Source organism: Paucibacter aquatile, from assembly GCF_002885975.1.
GTDB lineage: Bacteria > Pseudomonadota > Gammaproteobacteria > Burkholderiales > Burkholderiaceae_C > Paucibacter_A > Paucibacter_A aquatilis.
In genome coordinates this window covers 1962369-1978065 of the sequence record NZ_POSP01000003.1, presented here as the reverse complement: position 1 = coordinate 1978065, position 15697 = coordinate 1962369, and the positions used below count along the sequence as shown (strand labels likewise).

11 protein-coding genes, 1 other RNA gene and 1 pseudogene are annotated in these 15697 nt (G+C 67.5%); 1 reads left to right on the top strand and 12 read right to left on the bottom strand.

What is annotated here, in order from left to right:
• Positions 1-69: 69 nt before the first annotated feature.
• From C1O66_RS24395 to C1O66_RS11715, 8 genes and pseudogenes are all read right to left on the bottom strand, one after another.
• Entirely contained in the window at positions 70-438 is a 369-nt protein-coding gene (locus C1O66_RS24395) for a dihydroneopterin aldolase (protein ID WP_223696736.1), read from the bottom strand.
• Between the two features lie 237 nt (positions 439-675).
• Positions 676-1425, bottom strand: a pseudogene (locus C1O66_RS24390) (NAD(P)/FAD-dependent oxidoreductase); the annotation flags it as partial.
• Positions 1426-1469: 44 nt separating this feature from the next.
• Positions 1470-2081, bottom strand: coding sequence for a protein-methionine-sulfoxide reductase heme-binding subunit MsrQ (locus tag C1O66_RS11740; protein ID WP_102768042.1), 612 nt, complete (start codon positions 2079-2081; stop codon positions 1470-1472).
• Positions 2082-2092: 11 nt separating this feature from the next.
• Positions 2093-3091 carry a protein-methionine-sulfoxide reductase catalytic subunit MsrP gene (gene msrP, locus C1O66_RS11735; protein WP_102768041.1) on the bottom strand — a complete coding sequence of 333 codons (999 nt, stop codon included), beginning with the start codon at positions 3089-3091 and terminating at the stop codon, positions 2093-2095.
• A gap of 133 nt (positions 3092-3224) precedes the next feature.
• Entirely contained in the window at positions 3225-3959 is a 735-nt protein-coding gene (locus C1O66_RS11730; protein WP_165794572.1) for a substrate-binding periplasmic protein, read from the bottom strand.
• A gap of 130 nt (positions 3960-4089) precedes the next feature.
• Positions 4090-5475 (bottom strand): c-type cytochrome biogenesis protein CcsB, encoded by a 1386-nt coding sequence (ccsB, locus tag C1O66_RS11725; protein WP_102768039.1) that lies wholly within the window; start codon positions 5473-5475, stop codon positions 4090-4092.
• Complete coding sequence (locus C1O66_RS11720; RefSeq protein ID WP_165794704.1) at positions 5472-7577, bottom strand: cytochrome c biogenesis protein ResB; 2106 nt, start codon at positions 7575-7577, stop codon at positions 5472-5474. The genes ccsB and C1O66_RS11720 overlap by 4 nt, the downstream gene beginning before the upstream one ends.
• A gap of 283 nt (positions 7578-7860) precedes the next feature.
• Positions 7861-8490: a c-type cytochrome gene (locus tag C1O66_RS11715; RefSeq protein ID WP_102768038.1), complete on the bottom strand. Its 630-nt coding sequence runs from the start codon at positions 8488-8490 to the stop codon at positions 7861-7863.
• 71 nt (positions 8491-8561) lie between these two features.
• Here C1O66_RS11715 and yihA point away from each other — a divergent pair, with 71 nt between their 5' ends.
• Complete coding sequence (yihA, locus tag C1O66_RS11710) at positions 8562-9353, top strand: ribosome biogenesis GTP-binding protein YihA/YsxC (RefSeq protein WP_102768037.1); 792 nt, start codon at positions 8562-8564, stop codon at positions 9351-9353.
• A gap of 12 nt (positions 9354-9365) precedes the next feature.
• Here yihA and C1O66_RS11705 read toward each other — a convergent pair.
• The 4 genes from C1O66_RS11705 to groL form a co-directional block, all read right to left on the bottom strand.
• Positions 9366-9436: non-coding RNA, sX9 sRNA (locus C1O66_RS11705), on the bottom strand.
• 62 nt (positions 9437-9498) lie between these two features.
• Positions 9499-11748 (bottom strand): patatin-like phospholipase family protein, encoded by a 2250-nt coding sequence (locus tag C1O66_RS11700; RefSeq protein WP_102768036.1) that lies wholly within the window; start codon positions 11746-11748, stop codon positions 9499-9501.
• The gene (locus C1O66_RS11695) at positions 11738-13756 is read right to left on the bottom strand and encodes a DUF1631 family protein (RefSeq protein ID WP_165794571.1); all 2019 of its coding nucleotides are present in this window, start codon (positions 13754-13756) and stop codon (positions 11738-11740) included. The genes C1O66_RS11700 and C1O66_RS11695 overlap by 11 nt, the downstream gene beginning before the upstream one ends.
• 261 nt (positions 13757-14017) lie before the next feature.
• Positions 14018-15667 carry a chaperonin GroEL gene (gene groL / locus C1O66_RS11690; protein ID WP_102768034.1) on the bottom strand — a complete coding sequence of 550 codons (1650 nt, stop codon included), beginning with the start codon at positions 15665-15667 and terminating at the stop codon, positions 14018-14020.
• Positions 15668-15697: the final 30 nt, after the last annotated feature.

Sequence of the window (15697 nt, the reverse complement as noted above, 5' to 3'; positions counted from 1 at the left end):
TCTGCCGGGTCACCGGGCGCTGCCCCTTGAGGGGTGCGCGAAGCGCGTCGGGGTGGTCCACCATCACCGTCACCACTGGCCGCATTCGGCGCTGATGGCAACCTGGCAGTCGGGGAAGATTTCGAGTTTGGTGACCTTGATGCGCACGCCGGCCACGCCGGGCAGCTTCATCAAGCGGGTGCAGAGCTTGCCGAGCAAGGCTTCGAGCAGGTCGGTGTGCTCGGCCGTGCACTCGTCGATGATGATGGCGCGCACGCGGCGGTAGTCCAGCACATGGCCGATGTCGGCATCGCGCGAGACGATTTGCTGGGCACCGAGGTTGACCTCGGCATCGACCTGGATCGGTTGCGGGCCTTCGCGCTCGAAGTCCAGCACGCCGAGGTTGGCGCCAAAGCGCAGGCCGGTGATGTGGATGATCTGGCGGTTGTTGCGGCGCAGGGCCAGGCTGGGCTGACCCTCTTGCAGAGGGCGCAAAAAGGCCTCGACGGCCTTGGCCGCCACCACACCGTCGCCCAGTGCGGTCTGCACGCAGGGATGCTGGCGGCCGCTGGCGTCGCCGGCCACGAACAGGCCCAGGGGCGCAAAGCGCGGCTCGTCGCGGAACGGGTGAGACGGTGCCGTGATGCCGGCGCGCTGCAGGGCGTCACCCACCTGCAGCCAGGCGCTGGGCTCCGCTTCGAAGCCGAGCAGCACGGCCACATGGTCAAAGCGTTCCTCGCCAAAGGCCTGAGATTGCACCGTGACACCGGCCTCGTCCGGCAGCAGCCGGCTTGGCATCGGGCTGGGCAGGCGGGTCTGGACGGCACCGGCCAGGCCCTGGATGCGTTCCACCAGGCGCTGCTGGGCGCGCCAGTCGCTGCGCGACCAGAGCGTGACCTGGTGGCCGCGCGCCTGCAGGTAGAGCGCGTTCTCGGCCGCGTTGTCACCGCCACCGAGCAGCAGGATGCGCGCCGGCGCCAGTTGTTCGCGGCAGGCGGTCAGGCTCAGCGCATCGAGCACACGGGGGTGGGGCAAGGGCGAGGGGAAGAAGGCTTCGGGGCGCAGCGGCTTGAGGCCGGTGGCCAGCAGGAGGGCGCGGGCCTGAACGCTGCTGCCGTCCTCCAGGCGCAGGCGCCAGCCTTCGCCGGCCAGCCAGTCTAGATGGGCGCAGCTCTGGCCCAGCACCGTGTGCACTTCGCTCAGCCCCTCGATCTGGCGCGCGTACTGTTGGCCCAGGGTGGCCAGGTTCTGGCCCGGCGCGCCCAGCACCCAATCCTGGCCGAACTGCAGGCTTTGCAGGCCGGCGCAGAGCTGCGGTGCCCGCTCCACCAACAGCACGCGCAGGCCCAGCTGCTGCAGCCAGGAGGCCGCGCTGCAGCCGGCCGGGCCGCCGCCGAGGATGGCGACATCGAGCTGCGGAGGGAGTGCGTTGGAGGTGTGGGGCATGGGGGGGCTGCGGCGCGAGGGTCAAGGCGCCGGATTATCCCAGTTCACGCCTTGCGCCGCTCCCAGGCCCGCCACAGCCGCCAACCCAGCAGCAGGCCGAGGATGGCGCCGTAAAGCGCCGGCTCGGCAAAGTTGTTCTTGCCCGCGCGCATCCAGATGAAGTGGGCCAGGGCGATCAGGCTGAGCACATAGACCGCACGATGCAGGCGCTGCCAGCGCGCCGCGCCCAGGGCCTTGATGGCGCGGTTGAAGGAGGTCAAGGCCAGGGGCAGCAAGAGCAGCCAGGCGACAAAACCCATCAGGATGAAGGGCCGCTTGAGGATGTCGCGGCCGATGTCGCCGAGCTCCAGTCCCATGTCCAGCCAGCCGTAGGCCAGCAGGTGCAGGCTGGCGTAGAAAAAGCTGAACAGGCCCAGCATGCGGCGAAAACGGGCCAGGGCTGGCTGGCCGCTGAGCACGCGCAGCGGCGTCACGGTCAGGGTCAGGCAGAGGCCGCGCAAGCTCCAGTCACCGAGGCCGCGGATCAAGGCCTCGGCCGGGTTGGCGCCGAGCCGGTCGGTGGCGGCGGCCGCGATCAGCCAGGCCAGAGGCGCCAGGCAGAGCAGGAACAGCAGGGGCTTGGCCGCGGGGTGCAGCCAGAGGGAGCGGCGCGCCATGCGGAGCGGCCTCAGTAGAACTTCTTCAGGTCCATGCCGGCGTAGAGCGAGGCCACCTGCTCGGCATAGCCGTTGAACATCAGGGTGGGGCGCTTTTTGGCGAACAGGCCGTCTTCGCCGATGCGGCGCTCGCTGGCCTGGCTCCAGCGCGGGTGGTCCACCTGCGGGTTCACATTGGAATAGAAGCCGTACTCGCTGGCCGCGGCGCGGGTCCAACTGGACACTGGCTGCTTTTCAACGAAGCGGATCTTGACGATGGACTTGGCCGATTTGAAGCCGTACTTCCAGGGCAGGACCAGTCGCACCGGTGCGCCGTTCTGGTTGGGCAGCACTTCGCCGTACATGCCAAAAGCCAGCAGGCTCAGCGGGTGCATGGCCTCATCGATGCGCAGGCCCTCGGTGTAGGGCCAGTCCAGCACGCCCGAGCGCAGGCCCGGCATCTGGCTGCGATCGGCCAGGCTGATGAACTCCACATACTTGGCGCGCGAATTGGGCTCGACCCGCTTGATCAGCTCGGCCAGCGAATAGCCCACCCACGGAATCACCATGCTCCAGCCCTCGACGCAGCGCAGGCGGTAGATGCGCTCTTCCATGGGGCTGAGCTTGAGCAGCTGGTCCAGATCGAAGCTGCCGGGCTTGCCGACTTCGCCCTCCACCGTGACCGTCCAGGGGCGCGGCTTCAGGCTGCCGGCCGTGCGGGCCGGATCGGATTTGTCGGTGCCGAATTCGTAGAAGTTGTTGTAGCTGCTGGCGTCTTCATAGCGGGTCAGCTTGTCCAGGCTCATGGCGCCGGCCACCGTGCTCTTGGCGCCGGGCAGCTTGGCCAGCTTGCCGGGGCCGGCGGTCTGCGCCAGGGCCTCGCGGCCGGCCCAGGCGGCCAGGCCGGCGCCGGCGGCACCGCTGGCCATCAGCTGCAGCCAGTGGCGGCGCTGCTGGTAGACCGCCTGTGGCGTGATCTCCGAGGCCAGGATGGGCGTGCTCGGGGCAAGGTGGCGGTCGGTGTGGCGCATGGCGGGCGGCAATCGAAGAGGAGGTGGGTCTCTGTCGCGAGAACGAGCCTTGAGCTTACGGGCTGCCGCAAAATTTTGCCGGGCCCGGGGCCAATGTCCCGCGGGCGGGTGGCTGTGGCGCCAGGCGCCAGCCTCAGTTCCAGCCGGCGGGGCAGGGCAGGGCGCGCAGCAGGCGGCCGTGTTCGCCACTGTCCTTGAGCTTCTTGAGACCGAGGTTGAAATCCCGCAACAGCTCGGCGCTGCGCGCCACCTGTGGCGGCAAGATCAGGTGGGTGCTGAAGCTGTCGGTCAAGAGGCGCGGGTGGGCGGCGAACTGGGCCGCTTCGGCCGGCTTGAAATGATGGCCGAGCAGATCGCAAGCGACGTTGCGCTCCATGGGCAGCACATCGATGCGGCCCAGCAGCATCTTGCGCAAGCCGGCCAGGTCGGTGGGCGTGGCGTCACCGTCGAGCTCGCCGCTCTGGATCTTGGACCAGAACTCGGGCGTGTAGGTGTAGTCGCGCACATAGCCGACCTTGTAGCCGCGCAGATCGGCCAGGGTGGTCCAGTCGAGCTTGAGTTCGCGGCGGTAGACCAGCAGCCATTGCTCGGTCAGCACGTTGTCGCTGAGCAGGAAATCGCGCCGCCGCTCGGCCGAGGCCCCCCAGTAGGCGGAGGCGTCGTAGAGGCCCTGGCGGGTCTCCTGCTGGGCGCGGGCCCAGGGCAGGAAGTGGTACTGCACCTGGTAGCCGGCGAGGGCAAAGGCACGCCGCACGATGTCCAGGGCAATGCCCTGGTCCTGGCGGTTCTGGGTGGCATAGGGCGGCAGTTCACCGGTGGCGATGCGCAGCGGCGTGGCGACGGCGTGGCCGGCTGTGCTGGCCAGCATTCCGCAGAGGCTGAGCTGCAGTGCCCCCCACCCCAGCGCCCATCTACCCAGGGGCCCTCTACCCAGCTCTGCCAGCATCCTTCGCAGTGTCATGGCCGGGGCGGGCTGGCGACGCATGGGGGGGAGGGTCTCAGAGCGTGCCGTAGGAGTGCAGGCCGGAGAGGAACATATTCACGCCCAGGAAGGCGAAGGTGGTGACCACCAGGCCCGCCAGCGCCCACCAGGCGGAGACGGCGCCGCGCAGGCCCTTCATCAAGCGCATGTGCAGCCAGGCGGCGTAGTTGAGCCAGACGATCAGGGCCCAGGTTTCCTTCGGGTCCCAGCTCCAGTAGCCGCCCCAGGCCTCGGCAGCCCAGAAGGCGCCCAGGATGGTGGCGATGGTGAAGAAGGCAAAGCCGAGGGCGATGGCCTTGTACATCAGGTCGTCCAGAGTGCTCAGCTCGGGCAGGCGGGCCGTCAGGCGGCTGCGCAAGGCCACGGCCAGCACGAAGAAGACCAGCAGGCCGGCCATCTTGCGCGCCCAGCCGTCCAGGCCGGCGATGGTCTCGGCTGGCAGATCGGCACCGAAGCGGGCGGCCAGAATCATGGCGATCAGGGCCAGGGGCATGGCGATCAGGCCCAGGCTCAGCGCGCGCAAGCTGGCCGTCTTGAGCAGATAGGCCAGGGCCACCATGGCGGCCAGGGCGAAGGTGCCGTAGCCCACGAAATTGGCCGGCACATGGATCTTCATCCACCAGCTTTGCAGGGCCGGCACCAGGGGCTGGATCTCATGCGCCTCGCGCGCCACCGTGTACCACAGCAGGAAGCTGACCGCCGCGCTGATCACCAGCAGCACATAGGCGCCCAGGGCCCGGGTCTTGAACTTGGCTTCGTAGTACAGGTAGAACAGTGCCGTCATCCAGGCGAACAGCACGAAGACCTCGTAAAGGTTGCTGACCGGGATGTGGCCGATGTCCGGGGCGATCTGGTGGCTTTCGAACCAGCGCACCATGGTGCCCACCAGGGCCATGAAGACGGCGCCCCAGGTCAGACGCGAGCCGATGGCTTCGGCGGCACTGTTCTCGCCGCTCTTGGTGAAGAAGCCGCCCCAGTAGAACAAGGTGGCCATGTAGAAGAGCACGCTCATCCACAAGATGGCGCTCTGGCTGGACAGGGCGTATTTGAGCCAGAAGACCTTGTCGGCCGCGGCCAGATCGGCGCCAAAGGCATCGGGCGTCTGGACGTAGAGGCCGATGGCCAGCAGGCTGGCCGCGCCCACGCCGGCGCACAGCCAGCGCAGCGGCGCCCAGAACCAGCCCAGCGCGATCAGCGAGGGGATGGCGCAGACCAGGATGCCTTTTTCGTAGCCATCCATCGAGGCGCCGTAGCGCGAGAAGGCGAACAGGCCGCCGATCAGGATCAGGGCGGCGAAGCTCCAGTCGAGGGCGTCCCGGCCTGAGAAGTAGCCCAGGTCCTGGCTGCGCACCGGCCGACCGGTGCTGCGGAGGGTGCCGCTGCTGCTGCTTGCGCTGTTCATACGCCTTCTTCCTTGGAGAGATAGCCTTGCAATTGTTCGAACTCGGTGGCCATATCGGGCGATTCTCGGGTGCTGGCCATGGCCATGCGAACCCGGGTGGTTTCCGGCTGGCCCGGGCTGGGCTCCAGCCACAACCAGAGGCGGCGCTCGCGGATGTAGAGCATGGCAAACACGCCCACGATCAGCAAGACCGCGCCCAGATACACCAGCTTCTGGCCCGGTGCGCGCGTCACCTGGAACACGCTGGCCTGCACCTGCTTGAAATCCTGCAACTGCAGCAGCACCGGCGCCGGGTAGAACATGCTGTCCGACAGGGACAGCACGGCCTGGGTCATGAAGGCCTGGGTGGCACTGTCTGTCGGGGCCGAGGCCTGGCCGGCTTGCTCGCGGCCCAGCTTGTAGAGCTCGAACAGGCTGCCGTTGAGGATGCGCAGCAGCACTTCAGACACGCGCTGGCGCTCGCCCTCGGGCACTTCGCTTTCGATGAACTGGCTCAGGGCCGGCAGGCCGCCCCAGCCGTTGCTGCTGTCCACCTTGGCGCTCTCGGCGCCGGCAAACAGATTGAGTGCGCGGCGGGCGGTGGCCTGCAGCTGCGGCGTCATCTGCGGCTTGTCGTTGGGCGTGGCGGCCACGGCATAGCGGCGGGCGGCGCGTTCGCGCAACTCCGGGTCGAGCAGGTTCTGGCGCAAGCGCATCCAGCTGTCCATGCTCAGATCCGAATCCGCCGGAATGCGCAGGTAGCGGAAGGCTTCGGACGGGGTTTCGCGCACGCCGGCGAGGAAAACTTTTTGCCCGTCCAGATCGACCGGCAGCATGTAGTTGTTGTACTCGCGGGCCTGGCCGGCCGCATCGCGCAGGCGGTAGCTGAACGAGGGGCCGACATTGCGCAGCTCCTTGTCGGCGCCAGCGCGGGCGCCGCTGCCCATGTGGTTCTGCAGCTTGTTGACCAGATCGACGGCGCGCACATCGGTGCTGTCGGCCTTGCCCGCGCCTCCGCCGCTCATGTTCTCGACATTGATGACGCGCAGCCCGGCAAACTCCAGGCGCAGGCTGTCGCTGGGCTTGCCGCCATCTTGCGGGGCGAAGCCATCCAGCTGTGTGCTGCCACCGACCACCCCGTCGATCTCGAAGGGCTTGGCCGCTGCTGCAGCGGCTTTGCGGCCCATGGGCAGGGCTTGCAGCTTGAGGCTGGATCCACCGTCTTCAAAACTGCTTTGGTAGATGGCAATGCCGCGGTGCTGGGCCGGCTCGTTGACCTTGACCCGCTTTTCGGTCGTCAACCCGGTCTCGCGATCACGGATCACGATGTCGCTGGCGAACAGCTTGGGCATGCCGGTGTCGTAGTACTCGACGATGAACTTCTTCAGCTCCACATCGAAGGGCAGGTCCTGCAGCACCACGCCGCTGGGCATGGACAGGATGGCCGTGCCGGCCGTGGCGCCCTCCGGCACCATCAGGTTGCCGCGGAAGCTGGGGTTGTTGGGCGGCAGGCGGTGCTCGGGCTTGACCTCGCTGATCAGGCCGCCACCTTCATAAATCGTCTTGCCCTGGGCCCACATCAGGCCGCGCACCAGCAGGTCGCCGTCCAGCAGGCCGCCGATGCAGACCAGCACGATGGCCGAATGCGCCGCCAGATAACCGATCTTGTTGCTGGCGCCGCGCCGTGCCGCCAGCATCACGCCACGGTCACGCACCTGCACTTTGGTTTTCCAACCGCCTGCCGCCAGGCGGCTCTTCAAGTCAGCGAGCGCGGCTTCGGGCGCGCGGCTCAGCTGCAGGATGGCCTTGTGGTGGTGGGCTTGCAGGGACTGCTCGCGCACCGACTCCTTGAAGTTCCGAATGTCCTGCAGGATCTTGGGCGTGTTGCGTGTGATGCACAGGCTGGTGGAGACCACCAGAAAGGCCAGGATCAGCAGAAACCACCAGGCGCCGTAGACGGTGTAGAGGTCGAACTTGCCGAACACCTCAGACCAGAAAGGTCCGAACTGATTGACGTAGTTGTTCAGCGGCTCGCGCTGCTTGACCACGGTGCCGATCACCGAGGCGATGCAGATCACGGTCAGCAAGGCGATGGCGAAACGCATCGAGGCCAGCAAATCCATCAGCTCCCGGGCAGCGGAATGCGGCGCCACAGCCACCGGGGCCAGGGCAGGGGCTGGACCAGCCTGAGGCGTGGGGGCCGGCGCCGCCGCTTCGGTCGGGGCCGCTGGCGGCGGCTCGGCCGGCACGGTGTCGTGCGCGTACTCGCTGGAAGGTAGGGTGTCGCTCATGGAAGCAGGATTGTCGGTGGGCGAGAGGCGTCGAGGGCGAGACCATGAAAAAAGGCCGGTGAAATCCACCGGCCTTGTTTGTGATCAGGTGCAGCGGCCGAAGGCTCGCTTGGGCTCAGCGCAGGCCGGCGATGTAGTCGGAGACGGCCTTGATCTCGCGATCGTTGAGCTTGGCGGCCACGCCGATCATCTGGGCGTTGTTGCCGCGGGCGCCGGAGCGGAAGGCGATCAGCTGCGCTTCGGTGTAATCCGAGTGCTGGCCGGCCAGACGCGGGTACTGGGCCGGCATGCCAGCGCCGTTGGGGCTGTGGCAGCCGGCGCATGCCGGGATCGAACGCTCGGCAATGCCGCCGCGGTAGATCTTTTCGCCCAGCTCGACCAGGGTCTTGTCCTTGGCGAAACCCGGCTTGGCTTGCTTGGAGGCATAGAAGGCGGCGACATGCTTGATGTCTTCGTCCGACACGGTGGCGGCCATGCCTTGCATGACGGCGTTCTTGCGGATGCCGGCCTTGAATTCGGTCAGCTGCTTGGCCAGGTATTCGGGGTGTTGGCCTTGCAGGATGGGGTTGGCCGGGCTGCCGCGCGAACCGTCTGCCGTGTGGCAGGCGGCGCAGACCTGGGCCGCAATGGTGCCGCCTTTGGCCAGGTCGGGCTTGGCGGAGGCCTTGGCTTCGCTGGCTTGTGCCGCCGAGAAAGTGGCGAATGCAAGCACGAGGCTCGTGGTCAGGACAGCAGCAGTCTTCATCATGAATTTATTGATTCGGTAAGCGCAACCCATAGATTTTACAATGGCAATCCATCAAGCCTGAATACTTCATGACCAACACCACTTCTGAGCCGCAAGAAATCGCGCCAAATCCGGTTGCCGCGGCCGCCCCCACCGACAAGGTGGTGTTGGGCTGGACCCACACTGCGCGCTTCCTGACCACCGCCAGCCAGCTGGTCCATCTGCCGCCCAATGAGCTGCCCGAGATCGCCTTCGTCGGTCGCTCGAACGCCGGCAAATCCACGGCCATCAACACTCTGGCCCAGCAAAAGCGCCTCGCCTTTGCGTCCAAGACACCGGGTCGCACCCAGCACATCAATCTGTTCCATCTGGGCCCCAAGGACGCGCCGAACGCGCTGTTCGCCGACCTGCCCGGTTACGGCTATGCGGCGGTGGCCAAGGCCGCCAAGCTGCGCTGGCAGAAGGTGATGGCCGATTATCTGGAGGTGCGGCGCAGCCTGTCGGGCGTGGTGCTGATGGTGGACTCGCGCCTGGGCCTGACCGATCTGGACAAGCAGCTGCTCGAGTTCGTCACCCCGCGCGTGCGCAATGGCGAAATCAAGCTGCTGGTGCTGCTGACCAAGGCCGACAAGCTCAACCGCAAGGAGGCCGATGCGGCCTTCTTCGCCACCCAGGATTTCCTCGGCGACATCGTCACCGAAGAGTCGGATGTGCGCGTGACCCTGTTCTCCGCGCTCAAGAAGCAGGGCGTGGCCGATGTCGCCCACATCCTGTACGAGTGGGCCCACAGCGCCACCCTGGTCAAGGCCAGCTTCAACCCCGAGGACCTGCCCGACCCGGCGGCCCAGGTGGACGAGGCCGTGCGGCCTGCTGCCGAGTAATCGGCGCTGGCCTGCTGTCTGTTGCGAGCCGCCGTCAGGCAAGGCGGACGGCGCGCAGGAACCGGAACGTACTTGAGGTACGTGAGGATTCCGAGCACCGGCCCACGCCACATGGCGTTGGCGCAGCAAGACAGCGCGCAAGCGCTCAGGGCCGGCCGATGAAGAGGTAGATGGCCTTGCTGCCCTGCGGCGCCATGCCCACCGCCAGGTAGAGCGGGCCGATGCCGGTGTCGGCGCCGATGAAGAGGCTGGCGGCCGTGCGCAGGTCCTTGCTGGACACCTTGTCGCTCTGCCCCCAGGCATTGCCGATCTCCAGCGAGCCGCCGTAGAAGAAGCCGCGCGTCAGCAGCGGCGTTTCACGCAGGCGGCGGTAGTAGGTGGCGCGGCCGAAGACCAGGGTGTCGCCGATCAGCTGGCCGGGCTGGTAGCCCGAGAGCTGCTGGAATCCGCCCAGCGAATACGGCCCTTGCGCCGAGTCTTCGGGCTGGCGGGCCAGGAAGGTTCGGGCATGCAGATTGAGCGTGTGCGTGCCCCAGCTGCGCACCCAGCTGCCTTGCAGCTCGGCGCGGTGGAAGGCCGCGTGGCGCACGCTGCCGCCGCTTTGCTGGCCGGCAATCGCCTCGAACAGCACCCGGTAGCCGCGCTGCGGGAAGTTGGCGAAGTCCAGCTGGTCCACCACCGCCTTTAGGCGCAAGCCGGTTTCACTCCAGACCTTGTCCAGCCGGTTGTCGTTGAGCAGGAAGGGCGCCAGCTTGGGTGTCACCCGCCAGTTCTGGTGCTGCAAGCCCAAGCGCAGCTCGCCGAGGCGGCCCCAGGGCTGGCCCAGATCGGCACCGAAGGTCGCGGCCTGGCGCTGCAGCCGCGCCACGGCGACATCGCTGGTGTCCTGGTAGAGCGTGAAATTGCGGCGATCGAGTTCGGCCCAGCCGGAGACAAACCAGTCGTTCGAGCGGCCGAGCTGGAAGCTCAGTGGCTGGTAGATCTCGCTGTAGAAGCGCGGCGTCTGGCCGATGGTCAGCTGGTTGCGCCACTCGGTGCCCAGCGGGGTCAGCCAGTGGCGGTTGTGGGAGATGCGCAGATTGAAGGCGCTCTCGCCGTCGAAATCGGTGCTGAGGTCCAGGCCGATGCGGAAGTAGTTCGGGCCCCAGTGCTTGTCGTCCATGGTGAAGACAAGCGCGTCGCCGCCGGCGCGCTGCTCGACGTGGTAGTCGACCCGCTCATAGTCCCCCGAGGAGGCCAGCAGGCGCGCATCGCGCTCGGCCCGCTCGGTGTCGAAGATCTGGCCCGGCGCCGATTCCAGCTGCGCCTTGAAGCGCTCGGGGTTGGTGATGCTGCTGCCTTCGAACTTCACCGCCGCCAGCATGGCCTTGGGTTGGTTGCGGCGTACGCGCTCCAGCTGCCATTCGGCATAGGCCTCGGGCGACACGGCCAGGCTTCGCAGGCGCGGCAGCATGGCTTCGGCCGCGGCTTCGCCGGCGGCGATCAGTTCGCGGGTCTTGTCGAAATCGCTGGCGCCCAGCGGGCCTAGCTGCGGCGTGATCAAGAGATCGCTCGGCGCCAGCGTGGCCAGGCTGCGCTGGACGTTCTGTTCGGTCAGGATGTTGATCATCTGCCCGGTCACGCCGACGAGGGAGTTGAGTGCCGAGCGGCCCGACAGCGGCGTGCCGACATTGACGGCGATCAGGCGCTGCGCACCCAGGCCGCGGGCCACATCGACCGGCAGGTTGTTGACCAGGCCGCCGTCACCCAGGATGCGCTCCTGCCACTCGGTCGGCGCGAACACGCCGGGCACGCTCATGCTGGAGCGCAGGGCCAGGGCCAGATCGCCCCGGCTCATCACCAGCTGGGCGCCAGTCTCCAGATCGGTGGCCACGGCCCGGAAGGGTGTGGGCAGATCGTCGAAGTTCTGCACATTGCGCACCGGCAGGGTGAAGCGGCGCAGCAGGATTTCCAGCCCGCGGCTGGACAGCGTGCCTTGCGGCAGGCGGATCTCGCCATCGCGCATGCCCACCTCCACCGCCGGGGAGAACTCGAAATCCTCTTCCTTGCGGCGCTGCGAGAGCTGCTGCCGGTCGACCCGGCTGTTGAAGACGGTGCCCCAGTTGACGGCCAGCAGCTCGCGCTCGAGATCGCGCGCACTCATGCCGCTGGCGTAAAGGCCGCCGATGATGGCGCCCATGGAGGTGCCGGCCACCATATCGGCCGGAATGCGCTCGCGCTCCAGCACCTTGAGCACGCCGACATGGGCCAGGCCGCGTGCGCCGCCGCCCGAGAGCACCAGACCGATGGGGGGGCGCTCGGCCGGGCCGGTGGTCTGTGCCTGGGCTTGGGCAAGCGGGCTGCCGATCAGCAGCGCCAGGGCCAGCAGCAGGCCGGATCGGGCCTCAGGCCTCATCGTCCAGGTCTTGCATCAAGGTATCGACGGCGCGTTGCACCAGGCTGTTTTCATCAAGGGCGGTGATCAGGCCATGGGTCAGCAGGCGTTCCAGGGCCGCGCGGGTCAGCGAGTGGCGTTGGTCGGGGTCCTGGCCGACGAAGAGGAAGAACTGCCCGCTCTCGCTGATCCAGGCGACCTGGGCAGTCAGCCAGTGGCTTTGCACGAACAGGTGGTACCAGCCGCCGATGTGCAGGGCGTCCAGCCAGGCGCTGAGCGCGCTGCGCGCCTCGGCCGAGTCGTTCTGGTCGTAGAGCTGCACCGGCACCGTGGGCAGGTGGCCGCGGTTGACCCGGGTGTGGGCCCATTGCGTGGACATCTGCGATTCGCGTTCGACCAGCAGGCGCTGCAGCAGTTCCTCGGGGCTGAGCTCCTGCTTGCCGGCGCTGCGCTGGGCCGCCTCGATGGCCTTGGCCGCTTCGGGCAGGGCGTGCTGGCCGCGCAGCACGCGGCCATGCTGGAACATCAACTCCTGCAGCACTGATTCGCGCTGCGCCTCGGGCAGGGCGATGGCATCGCAGCCGCTGCGCAGCCCGTCGATCAAGGCGGGCAGCTTCTGGCGCAGACGCTGGCGCGAGCGCTCGTCGGGCGCGTCGTGCAGGCTGTCCAGCAGCTGGTCCACCCATTCGATGCGGGTCAGGGCCTGGCTGGATTCACGGCCGTGCAGCACCATGGCCTGCACGATCACCTCGGCCCAGGCCGTGCCCAGGAAGCGGCGCAGCTTGGGGCCTAGCGGGGCTTCGGCCGTCTGTTGCGCCAGCTGTTCACGCAGCAGCTTGAGCCAGGCCTCGCGCATGGATTCGCGCTCGAGCGCACCCAGGGCCTGCGCGCTGCGTTCGCTGCGTTGCTGGGCCTGGCTGCTGATGTGGGCGTCGACCCGGCTCAGTGCCTGCTGGAACAGGGCGGCGCTCGGCAGCGCAGCGTCGATCAGGCCCTGGACTTCGCCTTCGACGATGCGCAGAAAGCTCTGCAGGCGCTCGTCATCGGCGCGCTCGAAGGCCATGCCATGCGCGGCCACGCGGTTGAGCAGCTGCCAGGTCGGATGGTCCTGCTTGTGCAAGAGATTGGCATCGCTGCGGGCCAGGCGCACCACGGCGACCTGCAGTCGGGCCAGCAAGGCCTTGAGCGGCGGCAGCAGGCGCGGGTCGGCGAGGATCTGGTCGTAGAGCCGGCTCAGCAGATCGGGGCCGGGGCCGGCGCGGAACACCGGCGCGGCGGCCGCTTGGCTTGGGCTGCTGCCGGCGGGCGGCAGCGGCATGGGCCGGCTGTTGTGCTCGTGCACGCGGCGGGCCAGGCCGTCCAGGGTGGCGGGCTGGGTGCTGCGCCGCGCCAGGGCCAGGCGCATGTCGGACTCGGGGCTGCTGCGCTGCGCCGCATGGCTGGCGACCATGGGGCTGAGGTCGGCCGCACGCACCTGGGCGCACAGGGCGCTGTAGACGCGCAGCATGCCGCTGGCCATGGGTTGCGAGGCCGCCTGCATCAGCTCGTAGCGCGCCTGCGGCTCCATCTCGACGCTGGACAGGGCCACCAGCAGGGCCTGGGCAAACAGGGCCGGGCGCACCGGGTTCTCGTTCTTCAAGGCCCGCGCGGTGCCGCGCAGGGCGGCGAAGACATTGCCGAGCTGGTGCAGTTCGGCGCGGGCGTGCTCTTCCACGGCGTGGATCACATGGGCCACGGCCACGTCCTGCAAGGCCTGGCGGTCGTCGACCAGGCTCAGGGAGTTGATGTCGTCCAGCTTGCGCTGCAGCGGGTCTTCGCCGCGGGCCGAGGCCTGCAGCAGGGGCAGCAGGGCGGTTTCGAAATCATTGGGGAAGCGCGCGCGCATGCGCCGCCAGCCGTCCAGCAGGTGGAAGTGCTTGGGGCGGCTGTCCAATTCGTCCTGGATGGCGTTGAGCAGGTGACGACTCAGGCCCGGCGCCTGGGTCATGGCTTCGGTCAGCAGGGAATGCAGGGTAGGTGCGTTGGACATGCGAGCGGGGTGCCGGATTTGCCGCTGATTATCAGCGTGAGTGGGCCTGCTGGCGCGAGCGTGTGGCGCCCGGGCAGCAGCGGCTGTGGCGCGCCGCGGCCCGGTGTGCGGATTGGCACGCGGCAGCCGCGTCGACCCCTCGAGATGCGGGGTGTTCGCCGCCGGGCCAGTGCGGAATGTACGGGCCATGAAAAAAGGGGCACCTTGCGGTGCCCCTTTCGGAGGTCAGCGTGGCAGGCCTTGGGGCCTGCCGGGCAGGCATTACATGCCCATATCGCCCATGCCACCCATGCCGCCCATGCCGCCAGGCATGCCGCCGCCGGCAGCTTCTTCCTTCGGCGTTTCGGCGACCATGCACTCGGTCGTCAGCATCAGCGAAGCGACCGAAGCGGCGTTTTGCAGCGCGGTGCGGGTCACCTTGGTCGGATCCAGGATGCCCATTTCGATCATGTCGCCATAGGTGTCGTTGGCAGCATTGAAGCCGTAGTTGCCCTTGCCGGCCAGCACGGCGTTGACGACGACGGAGGCTTCGCCACCGGCGTTGTAGACGATCTCGCGCAGCGGGGCTTCAATGGCCTTCAGCACCAGCTTGATGCCGGCGTCTTGATCGGCGTTGTCGCCCTTGATCTCGCCAGCAGCTTGCTTGGCGCGCAGCAGGGCCACGCCACCACCAGCCACGATGCCTTCTTCCACGGCAGCGCGGGTGGCGTGCAGCGCGTCTTCCACGCGTGCCTTCTTTTCCTTCATTTCGACTTCGGTGGCAGCGCCGACCTTGATCACGGCCACACCGCCGGCCAGCTTGGCCACGCGCTCTTGCAGCTTCTCACGGTCGTAGTCGCTGGTCGCTTCTTCGATCTGGATGCGCACTTGCTTGACGCGGGCTTCGATGTCGGAAGCAGCACCGGCGCCATCGATGATGGTGGTGTTTTCCTTGCCCACTTCGACGCGCTTGGCTTGGCCCAGATCGGCCAGGGTGACCTTCTCCAGGGTCAGGCCGACTTCTTCGGCGATGACCTTGCCGCCGGTCAGGATGGCGATGTCTTCCAGCATGGCCTTGCGGCGGTCGCCGAAGCCAGGCGCCTTGACGGCCACGACCTTCAGGATGCCGCGGATGGTGTTGACCACCAGGGTCGCCAGCGCTTCGCCTTCGACTTCTTCAGCAATGATCAGCAGCGGACGGCCGGCCTTGGCCACTTGCTCCAGCGTGGGCAGCAGGTCGCGGATGTTCGAGATCTTCTTGTCGAACAGCAGGACGAAGGGGTTGTCCAGCAGCGCGGCTTGCTTCTCGGGGTTGTTGATGAAGTAGGGCGACAGGTAGCCGCGGTCGAATTGCATGCCTTCGACGACGTCCAACTCGTTGTTCAGGCTCTTGCCGTCTTCAACGGTGATCACGCCTTCCTTGCCGACCTTGTCCATCGCGTTGGCGATGATCTGGCCGACGTCAGCGTCGCTGTTGGCCGAGATGGTGCCGACTTGCGCGATTTCCTTGGAGGTGGTGGTGGCCTTCGAAGCGGCCTTCAGCTCTGCGACCAGGGCCGTGACGGCCTTGTCGATGCCGCGCTTCAGGTCCATCGGGTTCATGCCGGCGGCCACGTACTTCATGCCTTCGCGCACGATGGCTTGGGCCAGCACGGTGGCGGTGGTGGTGCCGTCACCGGCGTTGTCGCTGGTCTTGGAGGCCACTTCCTTGACCATCTGCGCGCCCATGTTCTGCAGCTTGTCCTTCAGCTCGATTTCCTTGGCCACGGACACACCGTCCTTGGTCACGGTGGGGGCGCCGTAGGAGCGCTCGAGCACCACGTTGCGGCCCTTGGGGCCCAGGGTCACCTTGACCGCATTGGCCAGGATGTTCACGCCTTCAACCATGCGAGCACGAGCTTCGCCGCCAAAGATCACGTCTTTTGCTGCCATGTGTATTTCTCCGAATTCTTAGAAAAGGGT

Excerpts from the sequence above, each read along its gene's own strand:
- C1O66_RS11740 (WP_102768042.1), bottom strand. The coding sequence starts at position 2,081 with ATGGCGCGCCGCTCCCTCTGGCTGCACCCCGCGGCCAAGCCCCTGCTG.
- msrP (WP_102768041.1), bottom strand. The coding sequence starts at position 3,091 with ATGCGCCACACCGACCGCCACCTTGCCCCGAGCACGCCCATCCTGGCC.
- C1O66_RS11730 (WP_165794572.1), bottom strand. The coding sequence starts at position 3,959 with ATGCTGGCCAGCACAGCCGGCCACGCCGTCGCCACGCCGCTGCGCATC.
- ccsB (WP_102768039.1), bottom strand. The coding sequence starts at position 5,475 with ATGAACAGCGCAAGCAGCAGCAGCGGCACCCTCCGCAGCACCGGTCGG.
- C1O66_RS11720 (WP_165794704.1), bottom strand. The coding sequence starts at position 7,577 with ATGGATTTGCTGGCCTCGATGCGTTTCGCCATCGCCTTGCTGACCGTG.
- C1O66_RS11715 (WP_102768038.1), bottom strand. The coding sequence starts at position 8,490 with ATGAAGACTGCTGCTGTCCTGACCACGAGCCTCGTGCTTGCATTCGCC.
- yihA (WP_102768037.1), top strand. The coding sequence starts at position 8,562 with ATGACCAACACCACTTCTGAGCCGCAAGAAATCGCGCCAAATCCGGTT.
- C1O66_RS11700 (WP_102768036.1), bottom strand. The coding sequence starts at position 11,748 with ATGAGGCCTGAGGCCCGATCCGGCCTGCTGCTGGCCCTGGCGCTGCTG.
- C1O66_RS11695 (WP_165794571.1), bottom strand. The coding sequence starts at position 13,756 with ATGTCCAACGCACCTACCCTGCATTCCCTGCTGACCGAAGCCATGACC.
- groL (WP_102768034.1), bottom strand. The coding sequence starts at position 15,667 with ATGGCAGCAAAAGACGTGATCTTTGGCGGCGAAGCTCGTGCTCGCATG.